Source organism: Winogradskyella sp. R77965, assembly GCF_044594915.1.
Classification (GTDB): Bacteria; Bacteroidota; Bacteroidia; order Flavobacteriales; family Flavobacteriaceae; genus Winogradskyella.
Genome location: NZ_CP138990.1, coordinates 552,566 through 574,132 on the forward strand (window position 1 = coordinate 552,566; position 21,567 = coordinate 574,132).

Genomic DNA, 21,567 nt, shown 5'->3' on the forward strand with positions numbered 1-21,567 from the left:
TTCTTCTTTCAGGTTTAAATTTTGAGTACGGACAAAAAGCGGACAAACAAAAAAAGCAAACCGAAAGGTTTGCTTTTTTAAGACTAACACAACTTTAATTTTTTAGGAATCGAAGTGTTTTATAGTTTTCTAGTTTTAAGAAATAAATTCCTTTTTCTAGCTGAGCAACAGAAATTTTAGAGTCTATTAAAAGTTGACCAGAGTTTACTTTTTTGCCTAAAACATCATAGATTGTATAATTATCTTGAGTATTTAAGTTTGTAATACTTATGTAGTCTGTTGCTGGGTTTGGAAACAGATTAACGTTGTTAAGGCTAGCAACTTCTGATGTGTTTAATGTAGCATCTGTAATAGGATTAAAATCCATCCAAACAGAAGCTGCTTCGTAAGTTGAAACCAAACCTAGAGGTACATTTAAGGTTATATTTTCAATCGCTGTTTGAAAAAACACATTGGAACTTATCGATATAGGACTATCCCAATTTACATTAAAGTCTGTTAATCCATAGCATTGACCAAACGCATTATTGCTAATTGCGGTAACAGTTTCAGGAATATTAAACTGATCAATGCTAGAGCATCTAAAGAATGTATATTCATTAATAATAGTTACATTTTCTGGAATTGCAATATTTGCTAAACTTGTGCAAAAATAGAAAGCAGAAGTTCCAATTGAATTTACACTTTCAGGAATATTAATTGATGTCAATGCTTGGTTTCCCCTAAACGCACTATTGCCTATAGAAGTTATAGTTTCAGGTAATGAAATTGACAGAAGAGAAGAACATCCAAAAAACAAACCATCTTCAATTGTAGCTACTCCATCTGGAATGTTGATTGATATTAAACTAGAACAACCACTAAATGTGCTTAATCCAATATTCATAACTGATTCTGGTATAACTATTGAAGTTAGGCTGCTACAGTTACGAAAAGCACTTGGATTAATTGATGTTATGGTCTCTGGGAGGGTCACTGATGATAGACTAGTGCAATCATAGAAGAAAGCACTTGGAATGGACGTAAAAGTATTAGGTAAACTTACCGAGGTTAGACCTGTACAACCTCTAAAAATTGATGAGCCAAATGATATAGGTGAATCAGAAAAAGTGATATTTGTTAAACTGGTACAATATGCGAAAGCTTGATATTCTATCAATATTACCGAATCTGGAATAGTAATGTTTACTAAATTATCACATGCTTCAAAGGCATGGCTTTCTATTGTTAGTAATGAATTGGGGAGGTTAAGATTCACTAGGTTATTACAAGATAAAAAGGCATCTGAAGCAATACGGTTAACATAATAAGTGTTGCTATTGTAGACAACAGTTTCTGGTATGGTAACTGTTTCCATACATCCAGACATAACCTCTACGACGTTGTTACTAATATTGCCGTATTGGTTGTATGTGATACCGTCTACCGTAAAGGATAGCCCGTGTATCGCTAAGCTCATTAAAAAGAATACGGTAGATACACTGATTTCTCTTTTCAAGGAAGCTTTTTTCTGTATTAAATTTAGTCTGTTTTTATAAAGTTTCATCATATTTTGTTTTAATGATTCAAAGAAAAAAAGGATGAGTTTCAAAATTCATCCTTTAGTTTAGATAGTATTAATTGCAGTTAACAGGTACATCTTCAACACTACTTTGAGCTTCAAAAAACCTGCCTAGTTCCATAAAACCTTTAATTGAAATATCGATATAACTATCCTGTACATCTGTTACCACACCATTGAATCTGCTAAATTGAAGTTGCGATTGTAATTCTTCGCCAGATATTGAGCCATTTTCATCTGTGGCCGTTAATCTAATTCGCTGTACAAATTGTACGATGGTGTTGTCATAAGTTTGTGCGACGTCATATACTAAAGAGGCGCTACCTGATGGTACGGTTACTGTACGTTCAAAAAATAAAGTCTCCGTTGTTTCATTTATTTCTTCACTAAATGTAGTATTGTCTGAAGTCATGCTTGCACTTATCTCTTGTGTAGTACTTACTTCTGCATTATACGTAGCCGATGTACCAAAAAAACCAGCTTCAAACTCGGTTCCTACCGTTGCAGAATAGCTAGAACTGACGCTGCCTGTGATTGAAAAACTTTCTTCCCAACCTAATGTATTAGTGGTTGTTTCTGACTCGTCTGTCCCAATAGTTTGTGATAAGGTACCATTTCCACAGTTGGTTAAGGTACTGTTAGCACCAAAAGAGGTTGTTGGTTTCGCCAAAATTGGTGTAAGTGAAGTAACACCTAATTCTTGGACTTCCCAGTTCCACGTGTTAGATATAATTCTAAAATAGCGCTCTGTTCCAATAGTTCCTGCCGCAATGCCAACACCACTTATGGTTTTGAAACTATGTCCGGTAAGCTTTGATTTAATAATGTATTTTCCTTCTGATATTTTTTCAATGATGAATTTATAGTTTTCTACTGTTGATGCGTTTAACACATCATCAAAATTGTTGAAACCGAACATTTTTACATGTCTATGGGATTCATTGCTTACTCCAACAAACTGTCCATATGCTTTCAGTTTTATGGCATAAGTATTGAATTCGCCCTCAAAAGGAACAAAATTGAAAATCATATCAGGTTCTGTATCTATACCATTAAACGTAGCACCCGATGAAACAGTGAGAATATCATCAAATCCAGGATTGCTATTAACTCTTAAGGCACTTGCTATAGGAAGTAATTCATTGTTAACTTCTTGCACGTAATAAGGTGTGTCTTGAGCCAAGTTAATAGTTTGGTTTAATTCGGTTTCTTCCAAGGTAGCTACGTTTAAAGATTTTGGTGGATTTTGACTATTAAATACAATTCCGGAAAAGTTTTGTGATATAATTTCTGTATCATTTTCATCGAGAATAGTTACTGAAAGTCCTACTCCTTCGGCTAATTCAGCTTCAGCCTCATCTGATAAATTTTCTTTTGATAATTTAATCTGACCTAGAAAAGAGAACTCATCTAGGGTTATGGTTTGGGAATAATCTCCAGTAGTGGCGGTTACATTGATTATCGCTTGCGTTGGTTGGTATCCTTTTTTTGCGATGTTTCTGGTATTTAGAATAAAACCAATATCACCTTCATAGGTTTCAAAATCTTCTGGGCTAACACCACCAGATTCAATTAATTCTGTTTGCTGTTCTTCCTCAGGTGAACTATTGCTATCGTCTTTACTACAATTTATTGCAGTTAAAGCTAGTAATGTATATAGGGCCCAATTCAGTCTGATGTTTTTAATAAAATTCATAATAACTAATTTTTGTGGTTTGTGTTTATCGTTTTGTGCGACTTGCTCAAAGAAGGTCTGCAGCCCTTTTGAACAAGACACCACAAAAACGGTTGTGTCAACTTAATGACATGACAAACATAGATGAGTGATTATCAGTATCAAAAAAAGGAAGGGATACAAAAGGGATACATTAAAAAACACCTGTAATTACAGGTGTTTCGGTTGGTTTAATCCGTGTGTTTTTTTAGTTAAATAGCTATCACAGTCGCCTCTAAAGAGGTGTTGGAATCTATCTCCATTTTTTTACGAAGACGCTGTCTTGCTTTTTTAATGCCTGCATGAGAAATATTTAGAATATTGGCAATTTCTTTTGAGGATAGATTCATTTTTAATAGTGCCATTAGACGTAAATCATTTTTGGTAATGTTGGGGAATTGTTTTTGGGCTTTCTCGTTGAAACCTTTATGAACTTCTTCAAAATACTTGCTAAAGTTTTTCCAGTTGGCGTCGTCTTGAAGGTCAAAATTTATGGTTTGTATAAGCATTTGATAGCCAGGATCTGCATTGGCATCTTGCTTTAGCACTTTAGCTTTCTGTTTTAAGTCATTAAGTACCTCGTTTTTTTTGGCAAGATGTAAGGCATGTGTTGTTAATTCTTTGGTTTTAAATTCTAAATCCACTTCGGCCTTTTCTTTTGCCAATTTGTTTCGTTTATTTCTCTGGTAATAAGCATATGCAGTAATTAAGGCTATGGCAAAACCAAGCCCTAATATAAGTCTTTGTAGATTATTCACCTTATTTTTTGTGCTTAATAATTCAATTTCATTTTTTTGAAATTGAATTTGCTGCTCCTTTTTTTCGGTGTCATAAATTGTTCTGAGCTCTCCTATCTGTTGTGATTTGGTATCATTATAAATAGAATCTTTAATAATTAGGTGTTGTTTAAGATTATCGTAAGCAAATTTGTAATTATTTAGAAGTGCGTACGATGTTGCCCTTTCTTTATAGCCCAGACTAAGAAAAAACTTGTTTCCAATAGTATCCGATAAAACAACGACCTTATCGTAATATTCCAATGCTTTATCTTCTTTACCCATTGCACTATAGGTCATGCCAAGACCGTTTAAACTCTCAACAATTTTATTTTTTCTTCCAATATTTTGGACAAGTTCTAGACTTTGAGTCCCAAACTCTAGAGCCTTATTGTAATCCCCTTTTTTAGTGTATGTATTACCTAAATTTGCAAGGACAGTGGCCTCTAAATTAATATTGTTTAGCTGCTGTGAGAGTTGTAGACTGCGATTTAAATTAGTCTCAGCATTTTCAAAATCACCCATACTGTAATAGGCCATTCCCAAATCATTATATACAGCAGCCTGGTAAAAGGTATCATTTTGTGCTTTATATATGGGTAGTGCCTTTAAGTTATAATCTATGGACGATTCAAAATTTTCATTAGTAAGTTCAACACCTGCAAGATTGTTATAAGCATCTGCAAGCATTATTGGATTATTAAGTTTTTCTAAGATTTTTACCTGTTTTAGAATTTGATTTAGGGCAATTTGATAATTTCCTTTTTGAATATTTACAGAACCTTTAAAACCGTAGGCATGGGCTAATGCAGAAGAATCACTAACGGTTGTAGTAAGCATAGTTATGAGCTCGTCAGTAATACTCAGGGCTTTATCAAAATTTCCACGATCCAATTCAAAAATAGCTAATCCGCTATTTACTAATATTTTACCTTCAGATGATTTTAATTCTTCATAAATACCTGCAGCTTTGTTATAATTAGTTAGTGTTGAATCTTTCTGCCTTGTGTTACTGTAATAAACACCAAGATTATAGTAATTACGTGCAATACCTTTTTTGTAATTAAGTTTTTTAGAAAGTTTAAGTCCTTTTTCAGCATATTCTAGTGCTAACTTAGGATTATTATAGAGATACGATTTAAATACCTCCTGCAGGTTTTTTACTTTTAAAGTATCATTAGCCTGATTTTTGATAGTCTGGAGTAAACTATCTAATTTTTGAGACTGTTGACTATGTATTGATGTCGTAATTAGAATAGCTATAAACCCAAGTTTAATAAAAGTTTTCATAACACGAATTTTTATGAAATATAAAGATACTATTATAAAACTTAGAGCTCTATTTTATGGGTAGGACAAAAGGGGTACATCATAATATAATATGATTTCTCACCTAATTTAAAACTGTTAAAAACTATTCAAAAAATCGCAGATAGTCAATCGTCAATCTAAAATCTATGATTATTTTTGCACATGCAACACAACAAAGTCCTTATTTTAGATTTCGGATCGCAATACACACAGCTTATTGCGCGTCGCGTCAGAGAATTAAATATCTATTGCGAAATCCATCCTTTCAATAAAATTCCTTCAGATTCAGAAAGTTTTAAAGCGGTTATATTATCTGGTAGTCCAGTTTCTGTGCGCTCAGAAGATGCATTACATATAGATTTATCTCAAATACGAGGTAAAAAACCAATGCTCGCCGTATGCTATGGAGCTCAATATCTGGCACATTTTTCTGGTGGAGAGGTTGCTGAATCCAATACACGTGAGTATGGTAGAGCCAACTTAGGATTTATTAAATCTGATGAAGATTTCTTCGAAAATATCCATGAAGGGAGTCAAGTATGGATGAGCCATAGTGATACCATAAAGCAATTACCAACAGGTGGAGTGCTTTTAGCAAGTACTGACGATGTTGAGAATGCTGCTTTTAAGATTGATGGAGAAGCTACTTATGCCATTCAGTTTCATCCAGAAGTGTACCATTCTACTGATGGTCACCAGCTTTTACATAATTTTTTAATAAAGATAGCAGAGGTAGAACAAGACTGGACTCCACAATCTTTTGTTGAAGAAACCGTTGATGATTTAAAGAATAAGCTTGGAAATGATAAAGTGGTTCTTGGTCTTTCAGGTGGAGTAGATAGTTCTGTAGCCGCCATGTTATTGCACAAAGCTATTGGGAAAAATCTCTACTGTATCTTCGTAAATAACGGACTTTTAAGAAAAAATGAGTTCGAAGATGTATTGCATCAATACGAAGGTATGGGATTAAACGTTAAAGGTGTAGATGCTTCGGCACGCTTTTTGGAAGCCTTAGAAGGATTGAGTGACCCAGAGCTGAAAAGAAAAGCAATTGGTCGCGTGTTTATTGAAGTTTTTGACGATGAAGCACATCGTATAAAAGATGTAAAATGGTTGGCGCAAGGGACTATTTATCCAGATGTTATTGAAAGTGTTTCAGCGACAGGTGGACCAAGTGCAACGATTAAGAGTCATCATAATGTTGGTGGATTACCAGACTTTATGAAGTTGAAAGTGGTTGAACCACTTAAAGCGTTATTTAAGGATGAGGTAAGACGCGTTGGTGCTTCTATGAATATGGATAGTCAACTATTAGGACGACATCCTTTTCCAGGACCTGGATTAGGAATTCGCATTCTCGGTGATATAACCGCTGAGAAAGTGCGCATTTTGCAAGAGGTAGATGCTATTTTTATAAATAACCTACGGTCTTGGAATTTGTATGATAAAGTTTGGCAGGCAGGAGCTATGTTATTGCCTGTGAATAGCGTGGGAGTAATGGGTGATGAGCGAACTTATGAAAAATGCGTAGCTTTACGAGCTGTGGAAAGTACAGATGGTATGACTGCAGATTGGGTGAATTTACCATATGAGTTTTTGCAAAAAACCTCAAATGAAATTATAAATAAAGTAAAAGGTGTAAATAGAGTGGTTTATGACATAAGCTCAAAGCCACCTGCCACTATAGAATGGGAGTAAACATTTACAGTGTTGAGTCAGAGTAAACAGTGAGAAATTAAAGTTAGCAGTAAATTAAAATACATGAAGAATTTTTTAACCATCATATTAATTGCTTTTACAATTAGTCTTAGCGCACAAAAGTACGTTGAGCATAAAGTTGAAGCTGGTGAAACCATTGAAAGCATTGCAAAAAAGTATTTGGTAACACCTTTTGATATCTATGCATTAAATCCTGATGCAAAACGCAAGTTTCAACCCAATACGGTTTTAATTATTCCGAATTCTAAAATTAAGAATGAACCTATTGAGGAAGAGTCGCGTGAGTTAATTGGTTACAAGAAACACAAAGTAAAGCGTAAGGAAACCTTATACGGATTATCAAAGCAATACAGTGTTACCGAGGAAGAAATTAAGAAAGCAAATCGATTTTTGTATTCAGAAAACCTTAAAAAAGGGGATAGAATACAAATACCTAAATACAGAACCGTTATTTCTAAACAAACATTAAGTAACACAGTAAAAAAGTATAGAGTTCAGCCTAAAGAAGGTAAATGGAGAATTGCATATAAATTTGGAATTACGGTTGCTGAGCTTGAAGGATTAAATCCGCAAATGAATGAAGTCATTCAACCAGGTGATGAACTCAACGTACCTAATGTTGAAGTTGATGATGAAAAACCAATAGAAGCGACATACAGTTATTATGAGGTTTTACCAAAAGAAGGATTTTACAGATTAAAAGTAAAGCTAGGGTTAACCCAGGAGCAATTAGAAGAACTAAATCCTGAATTAAAAGAAACAGGTTTAAAAGCAGGAATGGTTTTAAAAGTACCTTCTGGTACTAATGTTGCAGGTAGTTTGGGGAATGTAGAAACCACAAATTTAAAAGGCAGTCTAAAGAATTTTGAAACTAAAAAATTAGCGTTGATGATGCCATATCAATTAGATAAAATTGATGTGGATGCCACCGAAGAAACAAAAGATAGAATTAAAAATAATAAGCGCTTATCAATAGTTTTAGATTTTCATGTTGGTGTAATGATGGCATTAGATTCTGCTAAGCAACTGGGAATTTCAACAGATTTAAAGGTTTTAGATACTCGAAATAAAATCTCAGCTACGGGAAAGTTATTAGATGATAATGATTTTTCAGATTATGACGCTGTGATTGGACCTATGGATGGCACAAGTTTTGATCGTGTTGCCAAGACGTTGAGAAGATATAATGTACCTGTTATAGCAGCAATGAATAAGCCTAAGGACGTTTATAGTAATGTGTTTCAAACTGTACCAGAAGATAAACTTTTGCGTAAAACAATGATAGATTTTGTAAAGGCTGATAGTTTAAAAACTAAAGTAGTTATTATTTCGGATCAATCACATCGTACATCTAGTGAAGCTTTAAAAAGTGAGTTTACAAATTCGCACCTTATCTTTTCAAGAATGAATAGAAAGCAGAAGGAAAAGGATGGGTTTTTTATTTATCCACAGGATATAGAAAATATTTTTCCAGCAGGTAAAACCATTGTGTTTTTAGAAACAAATAATAACTCTTTAGCATCAAGTGTAATTAGTATGCTCAATGCTAAGATTGATAAAAGAACTGAAATTGTTTTAATGACTTTAAATAAAAATAAAGCTTTTGAAGGTAAGAATATTGATAATAATAATTTGTCTAATCTCAAGTTTCATTATCCTTCTGTAAATAAAGATTTTGATGAATATAAGTCTAATAGTTTTGTGAGAGCTTATCGCAAAGAATATGGCGTTTCTCCTAGTAAATATGTTGCACGTGGATTTGATCTTACTTTAGATTTGTTAATGCGTCTAGCTTCAGAAGACGACTTATACGGAGCTTCTAGTGATATGATAGAAACGGAATATATAGAGAACAAATTTAGATACAAAAAATCATTATTTGGCGGCTATGTAAATGAAGCCGTTTACATCGTAAAATATGATAATTTAAGAATTGTTAAAGCTAATTAATAGTCTTCAATATGTATACAAAGTCGCTCATATGTTGTCTTTTACTTCTTTTTGTTGGAAACAACTCTAATGAAGAAACCATGACATGGGATGAGTCTCGTAAGCTTACTTGGGAAGATTTTAAAGCGGACCCTAATTTACAGTCTGATGCTGTGGCCTTAACAGCTTCTGGCATTACTTTTGGCTATTCGGTAAAGACATCTGGTAGACGAATTATAGATTTTTCAACATCCGTTGAAGCTCATTTTTATCCAAATAAATCCTGGTATTTTGAAGAAAAAGGGAATGACTATATTTTAAGTCATGAGCAGTTGCATTTTGATATTACGGAGTTATATGCTCGTAAGTTTAGAGAGCAATTAAAGCGACTAAAAGTAAATCAAAATCTTAAAGAGCAAATGAAAAGATTGCATACTGCAATTAATGAAGCTTTAGATGAAACCCAAAAGCGTTACGATGAGCAAAGCAGTCATTCCATTAATACTGAAATGCAGAAGCGATGGGAAAGTTTTATAGCTAAAGAACTTACGAGCCTAGAACAATACAAGTCTTAATGAATTTGGAAGGTAGTAAAGAAGCGCTCATAGAGTTAGCACACTATAAAATGCCTTTTGGGAAATACAAAAATCAATACTTAGTAGATATCCCAGAATATTACTATACTTGGTTTAAACAAAAAGGATTTCCAGAAGGTAAGCTAGGTCGTATGATGATACAGATGCATGATATTAAAATCAATGGACTTGAAGAATTAATTTATACGATTAAGCGTGATTTTAAGAAGTAGATAAATTATTTAAAAAATTAACCAATTGAGTTACAGCTTTGCCGCGATGACCAATTTTATTCTTTTCATCTAAACTAATCTCAGCAAAGGTTTTTTCATACCCATCGGCTTTAAAAATTGGATCATAACCGAAGCCTTTTTCTCCCTGTTTTTCTTTAGTGATTTCACCTTTACAGATTCCGGTAAAGGTTTGCAACTTGCCATCAAGATGCAAAGCAATAACGGTTTTAAATTGAGCGTTTCTATTATCTTTATGTTTTAGTTCAGAAAGTAATTTATTCATATTATCCTCGGCATTTCTTTGTGAACCGGCATAACGTGCAGAATACACACCAGGCTCACCATTTAGAACTTCAACTTCTAAACCTGTGTCATCTGCAAAGCAATCATAGCCATAGTTAGTTTTAATATATTCTGCTTTTTGTATGGCATTGCCTTCTATAGTTGTTTGTGTTTCAGGAACATCTTCGATACAGAGGATGTCTTCTAAGCTCAATAGTTTAATATGATTGGGTACCAAGGCCTGAACTTCTTTGAGTTTGTTTGGGTTATTTGTAGCGAAAACGAGTTGCATTTATTAGAGAAAAAGATTCATCGAATTTATGAAATTTTAATTCAATTTTATGATTTAAGTCAGTCATTTTAATTACCAATTTGTTTATCTTAGAGAAAACAAATTTTAAACTATAAAGATAGAGTATGACGGTAAATATTCAGTACGTAAATACAGATGTTAGTGAGACACTTTCAAGTTTCACAGAAGAAAAGTTAGATAAATTATTTAATAAGTATGAGTTTTTAATCAGTGCAGCAGTAAAGTTTAAGCACGATGATAATTTTCATGATAAAGGCAAGATATGTGACATAGAACTAAGCCTTCCAGGTCCGCGTTTATTTGCCACATCAAACGAAGGAAATTATGAAGTCGCTGTAAGAGAGACGATAAAAGATTTAGAAAGACAACTCAAAAAGAGAAAAGAAATTTATAAAACACACTAATACCAAAAGCGTTTCGACGTTTAATATCAGAGGGTTTATTGTTTTTAGCGATGATGATATGGTTCATTTCTAAGAATAGTAAACCCTCTGTACAATTGTTCAATAAAGAACAATCTAACCATTTGGTGAGAAAACGTCATTTTTGATAAACCTAGTTTGCCGTTTGCTCTCTTATATATCGCATCTGAAAACCCATAAGGGCCTCCAATTACAAAGATTAGAGTCTTAATCCCAGAATTCATATGCTTCTGTAAATAAGAAGAAAAGCCTACAGAATCTAGTTGTTTACCGTTCTCGTCTAAAAGAATCAGTACATCAGAATTTTGTGTTTTAGCCAAAATCAGTTCTCCTTCTTTTTCTTTTTGTTGCGCTTCGGAAAGGTGTTTTACTTTTTTTAGATCTGGGATGATTTCAAATTCAAATCGAATGTAATGACTCAATCGTTTCGTGTAATCATCAATTAAAGCGATTAAATTTTTGTTGTCGGTTTTGCCAATGGCGATGAGTTTTATAGTCATAGAACAAATTTACAATCTTATATTGAAGACATTACACTAGCTTTTTGAAAAATAATATAGACTATTCTCTTTAACTTTTCGTAATCCCAAAGAATTAGATAGATATTAGCAAGAAGCATCAAACCCGTAACTACAGGCGTGCCTGTGAAATGCATTGAAGTTACCATAAAAAAAATGTTTATAATTATAGGTAAGTAAAGTAAGGAGGCAAAAAAGGTAGTTCTAGGAATTAGTAAAAGCCCAGCAACTATTAATTGTGTCAGACCTAAAAAATTCCAATACCATCCTGTTTGATACATAGCTTCAAAAAAGAACCCGACAGGATCTTCCACAGAAATAGTAGTAAACCTTTTACCCATAATTTTGATAAAACCGGAAGGTAAAAATGCTATAGCAAGTAACACACGTGTAAACCATGTAAAAAAGACATAAAACTTTTTATTATAAATTTTATTGTGAAGTTGCTCAAATAGTGACATGATATATAATATTGGTTATATGTTCGACGACCTAATGCAAAAGTTGTAACAATCTGTTTAGTTAATCAGAAATCAATTCCTATTTTTACATTAAATAAGATTTTACATGATTTCAAAAGAACAATTCGATAAAGAAATAGAAGGAATTATAGCAAATGCAATAAGAGAGGACGTAGGAGATGGTGATCATAGCTCATTGGCATGTATTCCTGCTTCAGCCCATGGAAAAGCAAAACTGTTAGTTAAAGACGACGGCATAATTGCTGGTATTGAATTTGCAAAGCAAGTATTTACCTATGTTGACATTGATATGAAAGTTGAAACTTTGATTGAAGATGGCAGTAAAGTAAAATATGGAGATATTGCTTTTTATGTAGAAGGAGCATCTCAATCTATTTTAAAGGCTGAGCGACTCGTCCTAAATGCTATGCAGCGAATGAGTGCTATTGCAACAAAAACTAGACAGTTTGTTGACTTATTAGAGGGCACTGAAACCAAAATTTTAGACACACGCAAAACCACTCCAGGAATTAGGGCTTTAGAAAAATGGGCCGTAAAAATTGGTGGAGGTACAAACCATAGATTTGCGTTGTATGATATGATAATGCTAAAAGACAACCATATCGATTTTGCAGGTGGAGTAGCAAAGGCTATTAATCTAACTAAACAATATTTAAAAGATACAAATAGAGACTTAAAAATTATAGTAGAGGCCAGAAATCTAGAAGAAATTAAAGAAATTTTAGAGGCTGGAGGTGTTTACAGAATTCTAATCGATAATTTTAATTACGATGATACACGAAAAGCAGTAAAGTTGATTGGAGATCAGTGTTTAACGGAATCTTCTGGTGGTATAAATGAAAATACGCTTAGAAAATACGCAGAATGTGGTGTAGATTATATTTCGTCTGGTGCGCTAACGCATTCAGTTTATAATATGGATTTAAGCCTTAAGGCAGTTTAGTATGTCTAAACACATAGAAGATAAATTAGATAAAATTCCTGTACTCAATTTAGTGGTTCGCTTTTTTAAGCAGATTAAGTTACCAGGATTTGAGGGTTTATCTATTTATGATTTAATTGAGTTGTATATTAAAGGCATAGTAAAAGGTGCACTTACAACAAGAGCAAGTGCTATTGCTTTTAGTTTTTTTACAGCTATTTTTCCATTTCTGTTGTTTGTAATTATTTTAATTCCATATATCCCAATTGATAATTTTCAAACCGAGTTCGAGTTATTTTTAAATGATTTTTTACCACCACAAACTTCTGAATTTTTCTTCTCAAATATTTTTGAAAACATAAGCGGAAGCGAGAGTGCAGGTTTATTATCTTCTGTTTTCTTATTGTCTATATTTTTAATGGCTAATGGTGTAAATGCCGTTTTTTCTGGTTTCGAAAATTCGTATCATGAGCAGTTAACAAGAAACGTTTTTAAACAGTATTTATACGCTTTAGGTATCGCAGTAATCTTGGCGATATTGGTATTGTTAACGGTTGCTTTCTTTGGGTATTTTCAGATTTATATCATTGAGCCTTTATATAAAAGTATTAATAATGAAGTGTTAAACGAATCTAATTCTGGAGTCGGATGGGTCGTTTTTGCAAAGTATATGTTTTTTGTTCTGATGGTGTATTTGGCAACCGCGACACTTTATTATTTTGGTACAAAAGAAGGTCGTAACACAAGATTCTTTTCAGTTGGTGCATTGTTGACCACGTTATTAATTATTCTAACGTCTTATTTATTTGGGATTTACATAAATAATTTTTCGCAATACAATAAACTCTATGGCTCTATAGGTGGTTTATTAATTCTCTTATTTTATTTATGGTTGAATTCTAATATTTTGCTCTTAGGATATGAGCTCAATGCGTCGCTTCAATATTTAAAAAAGCATCCAAAGGCAAAAAAGGAGATCGCATAATGCATTTCATAGACGTCATACTACCAATTCCGCTTCAAAAAGCCTTTACGTATCATATTACAAAAGCTGAATCTGAATTCCTAAAACCAGGGATTAGAGTGGCTGTGCCCTTTGGTAAAAGCAAAATATACACTGCATTGGTTTATAAGATTCACAATAATCCACCAACAGCATACGATGCTAAAACTATTCATCAGATTTTAGATGATACTCCAGTAATTACAGAACACCAATTACAACATTGGGAATGGATTTCACAATATTATATGTGTAGTTTGGGTGAAGTGATGCGAGCAGCAATGCCAAATGCTTTTCTATTAGAAAGCGAAACCATAATTTCTAAAAATGAAAAGATTGAAATTAAAGATTCTGAATTAAAAGACGATGAGTTTTTAATTTATGAAGCCTTACAACATCAGTCGTCTTTAAAAATAAATGACGTGGTTTCTATTTTAGATAAGAAGCGCGTATTGCCAGTAATTAATGACTTGGTTGAAAAAGGAGTTTTAAACCTACAAGAAGAGTTATATGAGAAATATCAGCCAAAATTGGTGCGTTATGTAAAGCTTCATGATAATCATAAATCTCAAGAAAAGCTTCAGGAATTACTAGAAATGCTCAATAGTAGAGCAACAAAGCAGCGTGAAGTAATCCTAACATTATTTACACTAGAAGCCTCAACAAAGCAACCTATAAAAGTTTCAGAATTAGTTGAGCGTAGTGGTGCTTCTTCGGCAATAATTAAAGCATTAATTGACAAAACTATTCTCGAAGAGTATCATATTAGAACAGATCGTATTCAATTTGAAGGAAATGGCGATATAGATGCAAAAGTTTTAAATGATGCACAGCAAAATGCTTTCGATAAAATTGAAACAATCTTTAAAGAAAAGGCAGTGACTTTATTACATGGAGTTACCTCTTCTGGAAAAACAGAAATCTATGTACAACTCATTCAAAAGCAACTAGAGTCAGGAAAACAAGTGTTATATCTATTGCCAGAAATTGCATTAACGACCCAATTAGTGCAACGTTTGCAGGATTATTTTGGTGAAAAAGTTGCCGTGTTTCATAGCAGATACTCTGGTAATGAGAGAGTAGAAGTGTGGAATAATATGCTTAACAATTCAGATAAAGCTCGGATAATTATAGGTGCACGCTCTTCATTATTATTACCATTTAAAAACTTAGGATTAATCATTGTAGATGAAGAACATGAGCAATCCTACAAGCAATTTGATCCTGCACCACGTTATCATGCTAGAGATGCAGCTATTGTGCTAGCGAATTTGCACAAAGCGAAAACCCTTTTAGGTTCTGCAACGCCAAGTTTGGAAAGCTATTATAATGCAAGCCAAGGAAAATATGGTTTGGTTGAATTAAATACGCGTTACAATAATGTATTGATGCCAGATATCGAATTAGTCGATTTAGCCGATAAGTACAAACGTAAACGCATGAAAGGTCATTTTAGTGATCGACTTATCGAAGAAATAACGGAAACTTTAGAACAAGGTTTTCAAATTATACTATTTCAGAATAGAAGGGGTTTTTCGCCAATTATAGAGTGTACAACGTGCGGAACCTCGCCACAATGTCCTAATTGCGATGTGAGTTTAACGTATCATCAATACAGAGATCAACTGCGTTGTCATTATTGTGGTTATAATTCGGCAATGCTTAAAAGTTGTCAAGCTTGTGGTAATTCTACCCTTGACACTAAAGGATTTGGAACAGAACAGATTGAAGAAGAGGTAAGGCTGTTATTTCCTGAAAAGAAAGTGGCTCGTATGGATTTAGATACTACGAGAGGAAAATACGGTTTCGAAAAAATAATAAATAGCTTTGAGCAACGCGAAATCGATATTCTAGTTGGTACACAGATGTTAACCAAAGGCTTAGATTTTAGATATGTTAAGCTCGTCGGCATTATGAATGCTGATAACTTGCTAAACTTTCCTGATTTTAGAGCACACGAACGCAGTTATCAACTCATGGCTCAAGTTTCTGGTAGAGCAGGACGTACCGATTTAAGAGGGAAGGTAATAATTCAGACTTATAACCCTCATCATAATATTTTACAGCAGGTGTCGACAAATTCATATAAAGACATGTTTGCTGAGCAAATGAATGATCGTTACAACTATAAATACCCACCAATTTATAGATTGATTAAGATAACCTTTAAGCACAAGGATTACAATCGTGTGAATTTAGCTGCAGATTGGTATGCTAAATCGTTGCGACAAGTATTTAAATCTAATGTTTTAGGGCCAGAATTTCCACCAGTATCGAGAATACGAAATCTGTATTTAAAAAATATTTTATTAAAAATTCCGGAAAAGCAATCCCTTTCAAAAACAAAAGAAGCTATTATGAAAATTGAAAATAGTTTTAATGCTGTTAAGGATTTTAGAGCAGTCAGGGTAATCTTGAATGTGGATAATTACTAAAAGAACACCCCTAAAGTCTCCTCAAGGGGACAATTGTTCTAAGATTTCTTTTTTAGAATGTCCCCTTGAGCGGACCTTAGGAGTGTAAAGCAAAAAAACCCAAGCATAAGCTCGGGTTTATTTAAAAATTATAATGAGAGAGACTTTAATTTAAATGTAATTTTTCTACATATTATTTAAAGCATCTACCAATTGTGTCTTTTTATTTCGACTCAACGGAATTTCGTAAGCACCAACTTCAACATTTTTACTGTTAAAACGGTCAATTTTATCGAGATTCACAATGTAAGATTTGTGAATTCTTAAAAATTTACCTTCTGGTAACTCTTGTTCAAAAGCTTTCATGGTAGATAATACCACGAGGCTGTTTTCTTCAGTAACTACTTTTACATAGTCACCAAGGGCTTCAATCCATTTAATATCCTTAATATAAACTTTACGTTTTTTAAGGTTACTTTTCACAAAAATATGTTCACCATCCGTTTCGTTAAAGTCTAGTTTAAGCTTGTGTTGCTCAATAGCTTTTTCAACGGCTGTGTTAAATCGTTCTTTCGTGATTGGTTTTTGAAGATAATCGGTGGCATCGTAATTAAATGCTTTAAAAGCATATTCCGTTTTACCTGTAACAAAAATAATTTGGGGTTTGTTGTTGAGTACATCTAAGAGTTCAAAACCGTTTAATACTGGCATTTCTATATCTAAGAAGATAAGATCTACTTTGTGTGTATTAAGACCGTTTTTCGTTTCTAACGCACTGCTGTATTCCGCAATAAGGTTAAGTGAGGAATGATTCTCAATTAACTTTACTATGGAAAGGCGCTGAATCGCAGAATCATCAACAACTACACAGTTTAAAGTCATAACATTATTCATTTTAGGTTAAGATATCGACAATAGTACGATAAATTCGGTTAAAAAACAAATAATACCGACAAAGCGTATGTTTTGATCTAATTTTTAACACTTAATTTTACACCCAAAAACGTTGCTAGAATTAGAATTAATATGTATTTTTGCACCCGTTTTAATAACAAACAAAATAATTTATTATGAATCATTATGAAACTGTTTTCATCTTAAATCCCGTTTTATCTGAAGATCAGATAAAGGAGACAGTTAAGAAATATGAGGATTTCCTCGTTTCTAAAGGTGCTAAGATGATTGCCAAGGAAGATTGGGGCTTAAAAAAGCTGGCGTATCCAATCCAAAACAAAAAAAGTGGTTTTTATCACTTATTTGAGTACACAGTTGCTGGAGAAGCAATTGAACCTTTAGAAGTAGAGTTTAGACGTGATGAGCGTTTTATGCGTTACTTAACTGTAAAATTAGACAAGCACGCCGTGGCTTGGGCTGAGAGAAGAAGAGAAAAACTTAAAGTTAAAGCAAAAGCAAAAGCGTAATTATGTCATCAATAGAACAACAAGCAAAAGGAAAAAAGGACGGAGAAATTAGATATCTTACTCCTTTAAACATAGAAACTTCTAAAACTAAGAAGTATTGCCGTTTCAAAAAATCTGGTATTAAGTATGTAGATTATAAAGATGCAGACTGGTTATTAGGTTTTGTTAACGAGCAAGGAAAACTATTACCAAGACGTTTAACAGGAACTTCTTTAAAGTATCAAAGAAAAGTATCTGTGGCTGTAAAGAGAGCTAGACATTTAGCACTTATGCCATATGTTGCTGATTTATTAAAATAAAATATCATAACAATGGAACTTATATTAAAACAAGACGTTGAAAATTTAGGATTTAAAGACGATATTGTATCTGTTAAGAACGGTTATGGTAGAAATTTTTTAATTCCTCAAGGGCAAGCTGTAATGGCTACTGCTTCTGCTAAAAAAGTATTAGCAGAAACATTGAAGCAAAGAGCTTATAAAGAGAAAACTATTATTGCTGATGCTGAAAAAACTGCTGAAGCTTTAAAAGGATTAGATATTAAAATTACTGCAAAAGCTGGTACAGGTGCAACTGCTGGAGATAAATTATTTGGTTCTATTACCAATATAGATTTAGCTAATGCACTTAGAAACGCAGGACACGAAGTAGATAAGAAGTTTATCTCTATCAGTGGTGGTAATATTAAGCGTTTAGGTCAGTACGAAGCTGCTGTTAGATTACACAGGTCAGTAACTCAAGATTTAACTTTCGAAGTTATAGCTGAGTCCTAATCTCTTTTTTAAAATAATTTAAAACCGTTTAGTCTTCTAAGCGGTTTTTTTAGTAAAACTCATTTTGTAAAGACCAAACGGTCGTATAAAAAATATTTAGTTGAGCTAATCCCGCTTTTTCTGCGGGATCTTTTCAAAATTTGATATAAAACTTCATGAAACAATCTCTTCTCTTCATACTATTAATCCTTTTTTTAGGATGTAAAGATTCTAAAATTTCTACAGATACTGTTGCAACTACAGATTCTAAGTTAATTGAGGTTTTCAAAGCTTCAAATTCTAACTATCCTAATATTAGTGTGCATAGAGGTGGAAAAGGTTTAGTACATTATCCAGAAAACTGTCTTGAAACTATTAAATATGTTAATGATAGTATTGCTGCCATTTACGAAATTGATATTGCGCAAACTAAAGATGGTCAGTTGGTCTTACTTCATGATAATTCAATTGATAGAACGACTACAGGCAGTGGAAGGGTAAATCAATTAACTTACGATGAACTGAAAAAGTTCAATTTAGTAGATGATTATGGAAATGAGACCGCTTTTAAAATTCCTTTGTTTTCAGAGGTTTTAAAATGGTGTAAGGCTAATAATGTTATTCTTACTTTAGATATAAAGCGTAGTGTTAGCCAGAAAGATGTCATTGATGCCGTTAGAGCTGCAAAAGCTGAAGATATTAGTATAGTGATTACTTATGACTTAAAGCAAGCTAAATCAGCGTACACATTGGCGCCAGATTTGTTAATTTCTGTTTCTGCTAGAAACCATGAAGAATTCGACCGATTATTAGCGTCTGAAATTCCAACTCAAAATATGCTAGCCTTTACAGGAACAAGATTATCTAATAAATCGTTATACAAGAGGATACATAAAGATGATATTGTCTGTATGTTAGGTACTCTTGGGAACTTAGATAGACAGGCAGAAGCTAGAGGAGATAATCTTTATAATAAATGGAAAGATTTAGGTGTAGATGTTTTTGCAACTGATAGGCCATTTGAGGCTTTTGGAGTAATCAATAGATAATCTAAGAGTAATTTAAGAAACATGAAATACACAAGATTAACAAAAGAACAATTCGAAGAATTACACCAAGAATTCATCAACTTTTTAGCAACGCAGTCGATTACTGATGATGAGTGGAAGGATATTAAAAAAAATAAACCAGAGACTGCAGAGCAGGAGCTCGATGTGTTCAGTGATTTAGTGTGGTTTGGAGTGTTGAGTAAAGTAGAGTATTTAGAGCATATTTCTCCGCAACAGATTCATTTATTTCAGTGTAATGAAAAAAACATGCGATTAATCGCTTTAAAAATTGAAAACGAAGCTATCGATTTTACTACAAAAGAAGGTTTTCAGTGGTTAAGAGATAATTTGTTGTCTGATAGTATTGAGTTCTTTAATGCTAAAAAAGACTACTCAGACGATAAACATTTAGATATTTTTAAAATGATTCAGATAGGTGCAAATATTACTAAGGGTGAATTGTTTCAGTATTTTGTTAATTTGATAAAGGGAGCTTAAAAACCATTAGATTGCTGTTTTTGCTCATTTAACCTTTTTTGTTTGATGTCATTTTTTTGCCTTTCTTTCGATCCAAATTTTCGATGATAAGGGAGTGGTTTATCGTATGGCTTATCAACATCATCAAGTAATAAATTTCTAAAAAAATTATTAAGTTTTATTAAAAAATTTTTCATAAACACTATTTAGATTTTATTTTACTCATAACGCAAAGACTCGATAGGATCTAACTTAGCAGCTTTAGTAGCAGGATATAATCCAGAAATTACAGCCACAATAAACGCAATACTCGTTGCCCAAATCATAGCAACCCAAGGTGTAGAGAAGTCCAAATCAAAACCTTTTGAAACTCCCCAGCCAATTAAAATTCCTAAGATAATTCCAATAATCCCGCCAAGCTGACCGATAATTATGGTTTCCATAAAGAACTGAAAAGCAATGGTTTTAGCTTTTGCACCTAAAGCTTTACGTACACCTATTTCTCTTGTACGTTCGGTTACCGAAACCAACATAATATTCATAAGTGCAATAGTAGAACCAAAGATCGTAATAATGCTTATGATCCAAGCTGCGATATATAAAACCTTAGTGTTTTCTGCGGCGCGATTTAATAAATCATCACTACGTTCTATGCCAAAATTATTATCCTCAACAGGATTTAAGCTTCGAATATTTCTAAACGTTAAAATGGCATCTTCTTGAGCTCCTTCGAGCATATCTTTTTTATCTACCTTAACACTGAGTGTATAATCGATATTAGGGTTTGTAAATATAGATCGTGCTTTTTGGATTGGAATAATCATTCGCAAATCTTGATTGTTACCAAACGTAGATCCTTTCTCTTTAAGCACACCAATAACTTTAAATTTAGAACCTCTAACACTGATGGTTTTATCTACCGGATTTTCTTCTGGGAATAGTGCTTTTTGTAAATCGCTACCAATCACAGTAACGGCATTACTATTTTCTATATCAAATACATTTAATGCGCGACCATTTTCAACTTCCAAACCAGAATTTTCAATAAAATTTTCGTTGGTGCCGAGGACGGCAACTTCAGGATCTGTTTTTTGATTTTCATATTTTACTTCTGCCGCAAACGTTCCCATAAAGGAGACCGCAACTTTTGTAAAAGGGAAGTCGTAATTATCCTCAAAGTCTTTTACATTTCTATAGTTGATTACAGGATTAATTTTTTGGCGTTCTCTACCACTTTGACGTCGGGCGGTAAATTCATAACGCTGAAAGTTAAAGGTATTTGCTCCCATAGAAGAGAAACTACCAGAAATAGTGTTTTCTAGAGCCGAAACACCACTCAAAATACCAACCAATGCCATGATACCAATGGCAATAATTAAAACGGTTAGAATGGTTCGGAGCAATTGACTTTTTATTGAACCAAAAGCAATTTTAATATTCTCTCTAGCTAATGAAAACATAATACTATGTAAAGTTAGTTGACTTGTTTTACGTATAAGACTACTTAAACAGCATAAAGTTACTATAAAAATGAAATAACTTAGTAAAGCCTTTAAAAATTATAATATTTTTGTGACTTATGAGTATGAACCTTCAACGTTCATACTCATAAGTCACACTGAGCGTAGTCGAAGTGTTTTTGAAATGAAAATTTAAGTTTCACTAAATAGAGATTCCTGCCTTCGCAGGAAGTA

General features: G+C 33.1%; 22 protein-coding genes. 13 read left to right on the forward strand and 9 right to left on the reverse strand.

Features of this window, described 5'->3' with window-relative positions; genetic code table 11:
* Window positions 1-94: 94 nt before the first annotated feature.
* The 3 genes from SJY34_RS02570 to SJY34_RS02580 form a co-directional block, all read right to left on the reverse strand.
* Window positions 95-1,498, reverse strand: a complete 1,404-nt coding sequence (locus tag SJY34_RS02570) for a leucine-rich repeat protein (RefSeq protein WP_400078623.1) — start codon at window positions 1,496-1,498, stop codon at window positions 95-97.
* 118 nt (window positions 1,499-1,616) lie between these two features.
* A complete protein-coding gene (locus tag SJY34_RS02575; protein WP_400078625.1) occupies window positions 1,617-3,257 on the reverse strand; it encodes a hypothetical protein in 1,641 nt (546 codons plus the stop codon).
* A 230-nt stretch (window positions 3,258-3,487) separates the two neighbouring features.
* Entirely contained in the window at window positions 3,488-5,341 is a 1,854-nt protein-coding gene (locus tag SJY34_RS02580; protein WP_400078627.1) for a tetratricopeptide repeat protein, read from the reverse strand.
* A 183-nt stretch (window positions 5,342-5,524) separates the two neighbouring features.
* Here SJY34_RS02580 and guaA point away from each other — a divergent pair, with 183 nt between their 5' ends.
* The 4 genes from guaA to SJY34_RS02600 all read left to right on the forward strand — a co-directional run bounded on the left by guaA (window position 5,525) and on the right by SJY34_RS02600 (window position 9,818).
* On the forward strand, window positions 5,525-7,060 hold the full coding sequence (gene guaA / locus SJY34_RS02585; RefSeq protein WP_400078629.1) for a glutamine-hydrolyzing GMP synthase: 1,536 nt from the start codon (window positions 5,525-5,527) through the stop codon (window positions 7,058-7,060).
* 63 nt (window positions 7,061-7,123) lie between these two features.
* The gene (locus SJY34_RS02590) at window positions 7,124-9,031 is read left to right on the forward strand and encodes a LysM peptidoglycan-binding domain-containing protein (protein WP_400078630.1); all 1,908 of its coding nucleotides are present in this window, start codon (window positions 7,124-7,126) and stop codon (window positions 9,029-9,031) included.
* 11 nt (window positions 9,032-9,042) lie between these two features.
* On the forward strand, window positions 9,043-9,585 hold the full coding sequence (locus SJY34_RS02595) for a DUF922 domain-containing protein (RefSeq protein WP_400078632.1): 543 nt from the start codon (window positions 9,043-9,045) through the stop codon (window positions 9,583-9,585).
* The gene (locus tag SJY34_RS02600; protein ID WP_400078634.1) at window positions 9,585-9,818 is read left to right on the forward strand and encodes a DUF3820 family protein; all 234 of its coding nucleotides are present in this window, start codon (window positions 9,585-9,587) and stop codon (window positions 9,816-9,818) included. The genes SJY34_RS02595 and SJY34_RS02600 overlap by 1 nt, the downstream gene beginning before the upstream one ends.
* On the opposite strand, the gene SJY34_RS02605 is transcribed toward SJY34_RS02600, so the two are convergent.
* Window positions 9,808-10,392 carry a non-canonical purine NTP diphosphatase gene (locus tag SJY34_RS02605; protein ID WP_400078636.1) on the reverse strand — a complete coding sequence of 195 codons (585 nt, stop codon included), beginning with the start codon at window positions 10,390-10,392 and terminating at the stop codon, window positions 9,808-9,810. The genes SJY34_RS02600 and SJY34_RS02605 overlap by 11 nt on opposite strands.
* A 125-nt stretch (window positions 10,393-10,517) precedes the next feature.
* Here SJY34_RS02605 and SJY34_RS02610 point away from each other — a divergent pair, with 125 nt between their 5' ends.
* Window positions 10,518-10,817, forward strand: coding sequence for an HPF/RaiA family ribosome-associated protein (locus tag SJY34_RS02610; RefSeq protein WP_400078638.1), 300 nt, complete (start codon window positions 10,518-10,520; stop codon window positions 10,815-10,817).
* Window positions 10,818-10,861: 44 nt separating this feature from the next.
* Here SJY34_RS02610 and rlmH read toward each other — a convergent pair whose 3' ends face one another.
* Complete coding sequence (gene rlmH, locus SJY34_RS02615) at window positions 10,862-11,335, reverse strand: 23S rRNA (pseudouridine(1915)-N(3))-methyltransferase RlmH (protein WP_400078640.1); 474 nt, start codon at window positions 11,333-11,335, stop codon at window positions 10,862-10,864.
* Window positions 11,336-11,352: 17 nt separating this feature from the next.
* Window positions 11,353-11,814, reverse strand: coding sequence for a hypothetical protein (locus SJY34_RS02620; RefSeq protein WP_400078642.1), 462 nt, complete (start codon window positions 11,812-11,814; stop codon window positions 11,353-11,355).
* A gap of 106 nt (window positions 11,815-11,920) precedes the next feature.
* On the opposite strand from SJY34_RS02620, the gene nadC reads away from it, so the two are divergent.
* The 3 genes from nadC to priA are packed head-to-tail and all read left to right on the forward strand — an operon-like array spanning window position 11,921 to window position 16,195.
* Entirely contained in the window at window positions 11,921-12,778 is an 858-nt protein-coding gene (gene nadC / locus SJY34_RS02625; protein ID WP_400078643.1) for a carboxylating nicotinate-nucleotide diphosphorylase, read from the forward strand.
* Between the two features lies 1 nt (window position 12,779).
* Window positions 12,780-13,742 (forward strand): YihY/virulence factor BrkB family protein, encoded by a 963-nt coding sequence (locus tag SJY34_RS02630; protein ID WP_400078645.1) that lies wholly within the window; start codon window positions 12,780-12,782, stop codon window positions 13,740-13,742.
* Window positions 13,742-16,195, forward strand: a complete 2,454-nt coding sequence (gene priA, locus SJY34_RS02635; RefSeq protein WP_400078647.1) for a primosomal protein N' — start codon at window positions 13,742-13,744, stop codon at window positions 16,193-16,195. Before SJY34_RS02630 ends, priA begins: the two co-directional genes overlap by 1 nt.
* A gap of 165 nt (window positions 16,196-16,360) precedes the next feature.
* Here the strand turns inward: priA and SJY34_RS02640 are convergent, their stop codons facing one another.
* Window positions 16,361-17,056 carry a LytTR family DNA-binding domain-containing protein gene (locus SJY34_RS02640; protein WP_008271090.1) on the reverse strand — a complete coding sequence of 232 codons (696 nt, stop codon included), beginning with the start codon at window positions 17,054-17,056 and terminating at the stop codon, window positions 16,361-16,363.
* A gap of 188 nt (window positions 17,057-17,244) precedes the next feature.
* Here SJY34_RS02640 and rpsF point away from each other — a divergent pair, with 188 nt between their 5' ends.
* The 5 genes from rpsF (at window position 17,245) to SJY34_RS02665 (ending at window position 19,894) form a co-directional block, all read left to right on the forward strand.
* Window positions 17,245-17,595, forward strand: coding sequence for a 30S ribosomal protein S6 (rpsF, locus tag SJY34_RS02645; protein ID WP_186845851.1), 351 nt, complete (start codon window positions 17,245-17,247; stop codon window positions 17,593-17,595).
* Window positions 17,595-17,894, forward strand: a complete 300-nt coding sequence (gene rpsR, locus SJY34_RS02650; protein WP_172837628.1) for a 30S ribosomal protein S18 — start codon at window positions 17,595-17,597, stop codon at window positions 17,892-17,894. Before rpsF ends, rpsR begins: the two co-directional genes overlap by 1 nt.
* A gap of 12 nt (window positions 17,895-17,906) precedes the next feature.
* Window positions 17,907-18,368 carry a 50S ribosomal protein L9 gene (gene rplI, locus SJY34_RS02655; RefSeq protein ID WP_400078649.1) on the forward strand — a complete coding sequence of 154 codons (462 nt, stop codon included), beginning with the start codon at window positions 17,907-17,909 and terminating at the stop codon, window positions 18,366-18,368.
* 155 nt (window positions 18,369-18,523) lie between these two features.
* Window positions 18,524-19,396 (forward strand): glycerophosphodiester phosphodiesterase family protein, encoded by an 873-nt coding sequence (locus SJY34_RS02660; protein WP_400078651.1) that lies wholly within the window; start codon window positions 18,524-18,526, stop codon window positions 19,394-19,396.
* Between the two features lie 21 nt (window positions 19,397-19,417).
* A complete protein-coding gene (locus tag SJY34_RS02665; RefSeq protein WP_400078653.1) occupies window positions 19,418-19,894 on the forward strand; it encodes a DUF6495 family protein in 477 nt (158 codons plus the stop codon).
* Here SJY34_RS02665 and SJY34_RS02670 read toward each other — a convergent pair.
* Together SJY34_RS02670 and SJY34_RS02675 are read right to left on the reverse strand one after the other, a co-directional pair.
* The gene (locus SJY34_RS02670) at window positions 19,891-20,070 is read right to left on the reverse strand and encodes a hypothetical protein (RefSeq protein ID WP_400078655.1); all 180 of its coding nucleotides are present in this window, start codon (window positions 20,068-20,070) and stop codon (window positions 19,891-19,893) included. The genes SJY34_RS02665 and SJY34_RS02670 overlap by 4 nt on opposite strands.
* Before the next feature lie 21 nt (window positions 20,071-20,091).
* Window positions 20,092-21,333, reverse strand: coding sequence for an ABC transporter permease (locus SJY34_RS02675; RefSeq protein ID WP_400078656.1), 1,242 nt, complete (start codon window positions 21,331-21,333; stop codon window positions 20,092-20,094).
* Window positions 21,334-21,567 lie beyond the last annotated feature (234 nt).